Origin of the sequence: Actinomycetospora sp. TBRC 11914, from assembly GCF_012933465.1 — a bacterium.
GTDB lineage: Bacteria > Actinomycetota > Actinomycetes > Mycobacteriales > Pseudonocardiaceae > Actinomycetospora.
In genome coordinates this window covers 1-8,133 of sequence record NZ_JABBND010000040.1, presented here as the reverse complement: position 1 = coordinate 8,133, position 8,133 = coordinate 1, and the positions used below count along the sequence as shown (strand labels likewise).

General features: G+C 77.0%; 8 protein-coding genes. 5 read left to right on the top strand and 3 right to left on the bottom strand.

Annotation, left to right across the window (positions count from 1 at the left end):
• The 3 genes from HH311_RS30650 to HH311_RS30640 all read left to right on the top strand — a co-directional run.
• Positions 1-221, top strand: a 221-nt coding sequence (locus HH311_RS30650) for a hypothetical protein (protein WP_169187526.1), incomplete at its 5' end; no start/stop codon positions are given.
• 86 nt (positions 222-307) lie between these two features.
• Positions 308-1,429 (top strand): aminotransferase class I/II-fold pyridoxal phosphate-dependent enzyme, encoded by a 1,122-nt coding sequence (locus tag HH311_RS30645; protein ID WP_169187525.1) that lies wholly within the window; start codon positions 308-310, stop codon positions 1,427-1,429.
• A gap of 126 nt (positions 1,430-1,555) precedes the next feature.
• Complete coding sequence (locus tag HH311_RS30640; protein WP_169187524.1) at positions 1,556-2,476, top strand: hypothetical protein; 921 nt, start codon at positions 1,556-1,558, stop codon at positions 2,474-2,476.
• A gap of 16 nt (positions 2,477-2,492) precedes the next feature.
• Here HH311_RS30640 and HH311_RS30635 read toward each other — a convergent pair whose 3' ends face one another.
• The 3 genes from HH311_RS30635 to HH311_RS30625 form a co-directional block, all read right to left on the bottom strand.
• Complete coding sequence (locus HH311_RS30635; RefSeq protein ID WP_211191037.1) at positions 2,493-4,151, bottom strand: amidohydrolase; 1,659 nt, start codon at positions 4,149-4,151, stop codon at positions 2,493-2,495.
• Between the two features lie 88 nt (positions 4,152-4,239).
• Positions 4,240-4,527: a hypothetical protein gene (locus HH311_RS30630; RefSeq protein ID WP_169187523.1), complete on the bottom strand. Its 288-nt coding sequence runs from the start codon at positions 4,525-4,527 to the stop codon at positions 4,240-4,242.
• On the bottom strand, positions 4,520-5,809 hold the full coding sequence (locus tag HH311_RS30625) for a PspC domain-containing protein (RefSeq protein WP_169187522.1): 1,290 nt from the start codon (positions 5,807-5,809) through the stop codon (positions 4,520-4,522). Before HH311_RS30625 ends, HH311_RS30630 begins: the two co-directional genes overlap by 8 nt.
• A gap of 214 nt (positions 5,810-6,023) precedes the next feature.
• Here HH311_RS30625 and HH311_RS30620 point away from each other — a divergent pair, with 214 nt between their 5' ends.
• Both HH311_RS30620 and HH311_RS30615 read left to right on the top strand, forming a co-directional pair.
• Complete coding sequence (locus HH311_RS30620; protein ID WP_169187521.1) at positions 6,024-7,412, top strand: ATP-binding protein; 1,389 nt, start codon at positions 6,024-6,026, stop codon at positions 7,410-7,412.
• On the top strand, positions 7,409-8,086 hold the full coding sequence (locus HH311_RS30615) for a response regulator transcription factor (protein WP_169187520.1): 678 nt from the start codon (positions 7,409-7,411) through the stop codon (positions 8,084-8,086). Before HH311_RS30620 ends, HH311_RS30615 begins: the two co-directional genes overlap by 4 nt.
• Positions 8,087-8,133 lie beyond the last annotated feature (47 nt).

The window sequence follows — 8,133 nt, the reverse complement described above, 5'->3', positions numbered from 1 at the left end:
TCGACGAAACCGACACCGTGTGGGAGCTGCTCCAGCACGACGCCGTGGTCTACGTCTGCGGCAACGCCGCCACCATGGCCCCCGCCGTCCGCGCCGCGTTCACCGACATCTTCCGCACCAAAACCCTCACCGGAGCCGCCGACGCCGAGGCCTGGTTCACCGGCCTGCGCAGCGCCGGCCGCTACCTCGAAGACATCTGGGGCGAGAACGCAGTCGTCTGAGGAGCCGCCGGGACACGGAGCGGAGCGGAGCTGGACCGTGGACGTGTGGTGGTGGTCCGTCCCCGCAGCCGCGAGGATGGACCACCATGGCGACGACGATCTTCAGCGAGATGTCGGCCCTGGCGGTCGAGTACGACGCGATCAACCTCGGGCAGGGCTTCCCGGACACCCCCGGCCCGCAGGAGGTCGTCGACGCCGCCGTCGCCGCGATGCGCCGCGGCCTCAACCAGTACCCGCCCGCGGTCGGCGTACCGGCGCTGCGCGAGGCGATCTGCGCCCACCAGCGGCGGTTCTACGGGCTCGAGCTCGACCCGGCCTCCCAGGTCGTGGTGTGCGCCGGGGCCTCCGAGGCGCTGTCCTCGGCGCTGATGGCCCTCGTCGCGCCCGGCGACGAGGTCATCGCCCTGGAGCCCTTCTACGACCTCTACGCGGCCACCGGGGCGCTGATCGGGGCCACCCTGGTGCCGGTGCGGATCGCGGCGCCCGACTACCGGCTCGACGCCGGGGCGCTGCGGGCGGCGGTCACCGAGCGCACGAAGGTCATCCTGCTCAACACCCCGCACAACCCCACGGGCGCGGTGCTCTCGCGGGCCGAGCTCGAGGACGTGGCCGCGGTGGCCGTCGAGCACGACCTGCTGGTGATCACCGACGAGGTCTACGAGCACCTGCTGTTCGACGACGAGCGCCACATCCCGATCGCGACGCTGCCGGGCATGGCCGAGCGGACCGTCACGGTCTCCTCGGCGGGCAAGACGTTCTCGGTGACCGGGTGGAAGATCGGCTGGGCGACCGGGCCGGCGGAGCTCGTCGAACGGGTGCTGAACGTCAAGCAGTGGTTCTCGTTCGCCTCCGGCACACCCCTGCAGCACGCCGTCGCGGTCGGTCTGGACCTGCCCGACGACCGCTTCGCGGCGCTGGGCCGCGACCTGCAGGCCAAGCGCGACCTGCTCACCGACGGGCTGCGCGAGCTGGGCATGGAGGTCTACCACTCGAAGGCGACGTACTTCGTCACCGCCGACATCGCGCCGCTCGGCGAGACCGACTCGCTCGCGTTCTGCCGGTCGCTGCCCGCGCGCGTGGGGGTCGCGGCGGTGCCGAACCAGGTCTTCCACGCCTCGCCGGAGGGCGTCGAGACCCAGGTGCGGTTCGCCTGCTGCAAGCGCGACGAGGTGCTCGCGGACGCCCTGCTGCGGTTGCGCAAACTGTAGGGGGCAGCGCGGCCACCCCCTCCCCGAGATCGTCGGGGAGCGGACTACTGTCGTGGACCCGGCTCGGCCGGCGACCGGAGAAGGTGGCCCGTGGTGCTGCGCATCGCTGTTCCTGACCGTGGCGCGGTGGGCGCTGCCGCCCGCGCGCTGCTCGACGCCACCGGCTACGGCACGTCGCCCGCGAGCCTGCTCGCCGGACCGACCCTCCTCGGCGCGCCGGTCAAGGTCTTCGAGCTGCCCGAGCGCGACATCCCGATGTACGCGGCCGAGGGCGGGCTGCACCTCGCCGTCACCGGCTCGTTGACCGTCGACGAGGCGTCCGTGTCGGTGCCGGTCGCGCTCGGTCTCGACGTCGGGCCCCACGAGCTGGCGCTGTTCACCTCCGACCCGGCGGTGCGCACCGAGGGCGACCTGCAGGGCGCGCGGGTCGCGACCCCGCTGCCCAACCTCGTGCGCCGCCACCTCGCCACCTCGGCGATCGCGGCCCGGCGGGTGATCCCGCTCGACCCGACCGAGCACGCCGTCGCGCTGGGCATCGCCGACGCGGTCGCCGCCGTCGTCGACCCGCGCGTCGAGCCGACCGGCGCGCTGCGCGCGATGCGCCGCCTCGCTCGTGTCCGGGTGGGCCACCTCGTCGTCGTGGAGGGGCGGACCCCGCGCGACGACGTGACGCGGCTGGTCAAGGCCCAGGTCCTCGCCCGGCTGCGCGCCGCCGGGACCGCGAGCGGCACCGCGCTGCTGCAGTACGACTGCCCGACGTCGCTCGTCGAGGAGACCACGGGCCTCGTGGACTCCACCCGCCCGCCCGAGGTCACCACGCTGACGTCGAGCTGGAGCACGGTGCGGCTGCTCGTGGAGCGCGAGCGGACCGAGGGGGTGGTGGAGCTCCTCCTCGACCTCGGGTGCCGCGAGGTGATCACGTTCGTGCCGCGCGACCACCGGACGGGGCGCGGGGACGGGACCCCGGGCGGGCGGGGCGCCGGGTCGCTGCCCGCGCCGCGGGCGCTGCCGCCCGAGACCGGGGTGCCGTCGGGCCGGTTCGGCTGACCCCTCGCACCCGGCGTCAGCCCCACCCGACCGCCGCGGCCCCGTGGGTGGGCTCGCCGCCGCGCAGCGTCGCCACCACCTCGGTGCTCCCGATGCGGTCCGCCGCCACGCGGGTGACGTCGTCGCCGAGCACCACGAGGTCGGCCAGCATGCCCGGCGCCAGGACGCCGCGGCGGTCCTCGTCGCCGGCGACCCAGGCGGTGTCGACCGTGAGCGAGCGCAGCGCGGTGACGGCGTCGACGACCTCGTCGGGCCCGATCAGCCGCCCCGACGAGGACCGCCGCTGCACCATCGCCTGCATCGTGCGCAGCGGGTGGCCGTCGGCGACGCACGGCCGGTCCGACGACGACGGCACGCGGACCCCGGCCCGCAGGAACGACGCGTGCCGGTAGAGCAGGTCGGCCCGCTCCTCGCCGACGGCGGCGAGCATCGAGTCGCCGATCTCGGGCAGGAAGCGGGCCTGCGGGACCGGGGTGACGCCGAGGGCGGCGAACCGGCGCACCTCGGCGTCGGAGACCACCCCGGCGTGCTCGATGCGGTGCCGCACCTCGGGGCGCGGCAGCCGCACCTGGGCGTCGGCGACGGCGTCGAGGGCGGCGGCGACGGCGCGGTCGCCGATCGCGTGGGCCGCCACCGTCCAGCCCGCCAGGTGGGCGCCCACCACCGTCTCGTGCATGGCCCCGGGGTCGTCCTGGAAGTAGCCGGCGTGGTCGCGGTCGACGAACGGGGCGGCCATCGCCGCGGTCCGCGAGCTCAGCGCGCCGTCGAAGAAGATCTTCATGGGACCGAGCCGCAGGTCGTCGTCACCGAAGCCGGTGCGCGCGCCGAGGTCGAGCGTGACGCCGTCGCCGCCCGGCACCGGGTGCAGCACGGCCCCGACCGGCATGACGACGACCCGCTGGCGCAGCACCCCCCGTTCCCGCGCCCGCTGGTAGGCGTCGAGCTCCCGCGGGGTACGGCCCATGAAGCCGCCGGCGATCCCGCACTCGGTGACGTGCGTGAGCCCCTGGGCCGCGTACACCCGGGAGGCGCGGTCGAGGGCGTCGACGACGTCGTCGACCGCGAACGGACGCAGCAGGTCCGCCAGGAGGGGCTGGGCGGCCTCCTCGACGACGCCGGTGGGCACGCCCTCGTCGTCGAGCACCACCTTCCCGCCCTCCGGCACCGGGGCCCGCCCGCGACGCCCGGACGCGTCGAGGATCCCGGCCCGGCGCAGCGCCTCGGTCGACCCGACGCACACGTGGCCCGAGCGGTGCTGCAGCCGCACCGGGCGACCGCCGGCCGCGCGGTCGAGGGCCGCATGGTGCGGGGAGCCGCCGAGGCGGACGTCGTCGTACCCCGCGCCCACCACGAACGCGTCGGGCGGGAGCTCGGCGGCCCGCCCCGCGACCGCGTCGTAGACCTCGTCGAGGGTGGCGGCCCGGGAGAGGTCGATCTCGCCGAGGGTCTGCCCGAACCACGCCATGTGGTTGTGCGCGTCGCCCAGGCCCGGCACCACGGTCGCGCCGCCGCACCCGGCCCGCCGCCGCGCCGTCAGGCCCGCGGGGAGGGTGTCGTCGTCGAGCACCGCGAGCACCCGCCCCTGGTGGATCGCGAGGCCCCGGGCACGCCGGCCGACGCCCTCGCCGTCGAGGGTGAGCACGTCGGCGTCGTGGACGTGGAGATCGATCTGCACGGCGGCGGCCTCCGGGATCGGGACGTGCGCGAGGGGAACCCCCGGCCGTTCTAGTCGACCGGGGGTTCCCCTCGCGCGGAGCCTGCGCTCAGCGGCGCCGCCGCACCGTCGCCAGCAGGGCCCCGCCCCCGACGACGACGGCCGCGCCGGCCAGGACCCAGCGCGGGTCCACCGATGCGAGCGTCGCCGGCGCGACGACGGCGAGGGCGGCCACCGCGAGGCAGACCAGGCCGACGAGCAGGGCGAGCGGGTCGAACCGGTGCCGGGGTGCGGCCGGGGGCGCGGTCGCCAGCGCCGCGTCGGCGTGGACCGTGTAGGGCTGGTCCGGGGTGTGCCACGAGGTGGGGGCCGGGCCCAGCCGGTCGTCGTCAGCCACGGCGCACCGCCACGTCGCCCGCGCCGCTGTGGACGGTGAGGTCGACGACGGGGCCGCCCGGGCCGTCGGGGCCGAGGTCGACGTGGTCGGTCACGTCCCGGGTCACGCCGAGGCAGTCGATGTCGCCGACGCCGTTGCCGCAGGTCACCGTGACGTCGGCGGTCGCGGGGACCCGCACCGTGACGTCGCCGGCGCCGCTCTCGACGGTCGTAGGGATCGGGGGCGCGCCGGGGGCGACCGCGAGCCGGGTCAGGTCGAGGTCGACGTCGCCGAGCCCGGTGCGGTAGTCCGGGGCGACCGCCGAGGCCAGCGTCGGGACCGCGGTGACGTCGCCCGCCCCGCGCCCGATCCCGTTCTCCGGGCCCACCCACGGCGGCCGGAACCCCGGCTGCGAGGCCGCGACCGACCCCAACACGGTGAGCAGCAGCAGCGGGATCGCCGCGACCACCAGGCCGCGGCGCGGCCGCCGCGCCGCGATCGAGCCGCCGACGAGCCCGAGCCCGACGACGGCCAGGGCGGCCGCCGGGATCCAGGCCGGGGTGACGCCGGGCAGCCCGAGGATCAGGGCGGCCCCGGCCAGTCCGGCCGCGACGAGCGCCAGGGCCAGCGTCACGGGCGTGAGCACCGATCGCGGTCCGCGGACCGGGGCACCCGCCACGGTCCGGGCGGGCGGCTCGGCGGGCAGGCTCCAGCCGCGCGGCGCCGCGCCCAGCGGGTCCCAGGCGACCGGGGGCTCGTCGTCGTGGTCGCCCGCGGGGTGGGCCGGACCCGACCGCGGCACCGCCGGCGGGGCGCCGGGCGTGCCCGGCTCGCCGAGGTCGGCCCGCGCGGTATGCACGAGGTACAGCGCGAGGCCGGCCAGCGCGAGCGCGACGAGCGTGACGACGCGCCCCGAGAACGCCGGGATCAGCGTCGCCAGCCCGACGACGACCGTCGCGACGACCACGACCACCGGCGGTCCCGGACGGTGCCCGGCGCGGGCGGCCCGACCGCCCGCCGCCCGGTCGCGGCGGGGCGGGTCGGCCGGGTCCGGCGGCAGGACCAGCCAGCCGAGCAGGTAGAGCAGGAGCCCGCCGCCGACGATCGTCCACACGACGAACGCCACCCGCACGAGCGTCGGGTCGAGGTCGTAGCGGCGGGCGATCGCCCCGGCGACCCCCGCGATCTTGCTGTCCGTCCCGCGGCGGGCCGCTCGCGTGTCCCAGGCCGACCGCGCGACCCCCGCGACGTCGGTCCCCGCCCGTGCGCGGTCCCCGCGCTCCGTTCCGGCCGGCCCGCTCATGGGCTCCATCCTCTCCGCCCGGCGGCGCCGGTGGTGGCTCCGGCGCTCGTGGATGTCCGTGGCGCCGTGGCAGCGCCGTGGTGACGAGCGTCGTGGACCGCGGGGGCCCCCGGCGTCCGGGTGCTCCCCGGTGTTGTTCCTCGGGGGACCCCCGGTTTTCCCGGGGTCCGCGACCGGACGATCCCGAGGTCCGCGGGGGCGCGCCCGTGTGACGATGGGTCCCGTGACCGAGTCCGAGGTGCTGCGCGACGCGGCATCCGGCGACCCCGCGGCGGCGCCGGACCCCGCGCACCGGGTGCTGCGGCACCGTCGCGGCGCCGTGGTCGCGGGGGTGGCCGGCGGGGTCGCCGACCACCTCGGCGTGCCGGTGCTGCGGGTCCGGATCGTGCTCGCCGCGCTGTGCGCGCTCGGCGGCGCCGGGGTGCTCGCCTACGGCGGGCTCTGGGCGTTCTGCCCCCTCGAGCCGGTGGGCACCGAGCGGGAGGTCGACGACCGCGACCGGCTGCGGGGCTACGGCCTCGTCGCCCTCGGGCTCGCGCTGGCCCTCGTGCTCTCCGCGGTCGGCGAACAGGTGTCCGGCTGGGTCCTCGGCCCGCTCGGGATCGCCCTGGTCGGGGCCGCGGTGGTGTGGCGGGAGGCCGACGGCGACACCACGGCCGAGGGCGGACCGCGCCGCCGCGGCCGGCCCCGGATCGTCTCGGGCCGCGGCGGGGTCCTCCGTGCGGTGCTCGGCGTCGTCCTCGTCGCCGGCGGCATCCTGGTCTTCCTGCTCGGCAGCACCGACGTCGGCGCGGTCCAGTTCGGGCTGCTGGCGGCGACGGCGACCCTGGTCGGCGTCGTCGTGCTCACTGTGCCCTGGTGGATGCGCCTCGCCCGCGAGCTCACCGCCGAGCGCCGGGAGCGCATCCGCTCCGAGGAGCGGGCCGAGATCGCCGCCCACCTGCACGACTCGGTGCTCCAGACCCTCGCGCTCATCCAGCGCCACACCGAGGCCGGTGACGACGAGTCGTCGGCCGTGCGGGAGGTCCGGCGCCTGGCCCGGCGCCAGGAGCGCGAGCTGCGCGAATGGCTCTACGGCGAGCGCGACCACCCGGCCGGGCCGGGGGAGGCGGTCGAGGAGACCGCCGCGTCCCGCTGCTTCGGTGCGGCCCTGCGGGCCGCGGCGGGGGAGGTCGAGGACGCGTTCGCGGTGACGGTCGCACCCGTGGTCGTCGGGGACGCCGCGCACGACGCGCGGACCGCGGCGCTCGTCGCCGCCGCCCGCGAGGCCATGGTCAACGCGGCCAAGCACGCCGGGGTCGACGAGATCAGCGTGTACGCCGAGGTGGAGGACCCGGAGGATGCGGACGGGGACGGGCAGGCCGGCACGGTGGCGGTGTTCGTCCGCGACCGCGGCCGCGGGTTCGACCCGGACGCCGTCCCGGCCGACCGCCACGGCCTCGCCGACTCCGTCCGGACCCGCGTCGAGCGCCAGGGCGGCACCGTGCGGGTCCGCACCGCGCCCGGCGAGGGCACCGAGGTGGCCCTGACCCTGCCCCGGGCGGTGCCGGCCCCCGCCGCCGGGGACGCCCCCCGCACCACCACCACCGAGGAGGTGGCATGAGCACCGAGCCCGGGACCGACGATCCCGTCCGCGTCTTCGTCGTCGACGACCACGCGCTCTTCCGCCGCGGCGTCCGCGCCGAGCTGGAGGGCCCGGCGGCCGCCGGGGTCACCGTCGTCGGCGAGGCCGGGTCCGTCGGCGAGGCCGTCGCGGGCATCGGGCACTACCGCCCCGACGTCGTGCTGCTCGACGTCCACATGCCCGAGGGCGGCGGCGCCGCGGTGCTCGCCCGCACCCGGTCCGACCACCCCGACGTGGTGTTCCTGGCCCTGTCGGTGTCCGACGCGGCCGAAGACGTCATCTCGGTCATCCGGGCGGGCGCCCGCGGCTACGTCACCAAGACCATCTCGGGGCGCGACCTCGCGGACGCGGTGCGGCGGGTCCGTGCCGGCGACCCGGTGTTCAGCCCGCGGCTGGCGGGCTTCGTCCTCGACGCGTTCGCCGACCGCCCCGGTGCCGCGCCGCCGGTGGACCCGGAGGTCGACCAGCTGACCCGCCGCGAGCGCGACGTGCTGCGCCTGCTCGCCCGCGGCTACGCCTACAAGGAGATCGCGGCCGAGCTCGTCATCTCGATCAAGACCGTCGAGACCCACGTCTCGAGCGTGCTGCGCAAGACGCAGTCCTCGAACCGCCACGAGCTCTCGCGCTGGGCGTCGGACCGGCGGCTCGTGTAGGTGGCCTGCGGCCTCGTGAGCACTAAATGTCGGTATAGCGACATTTT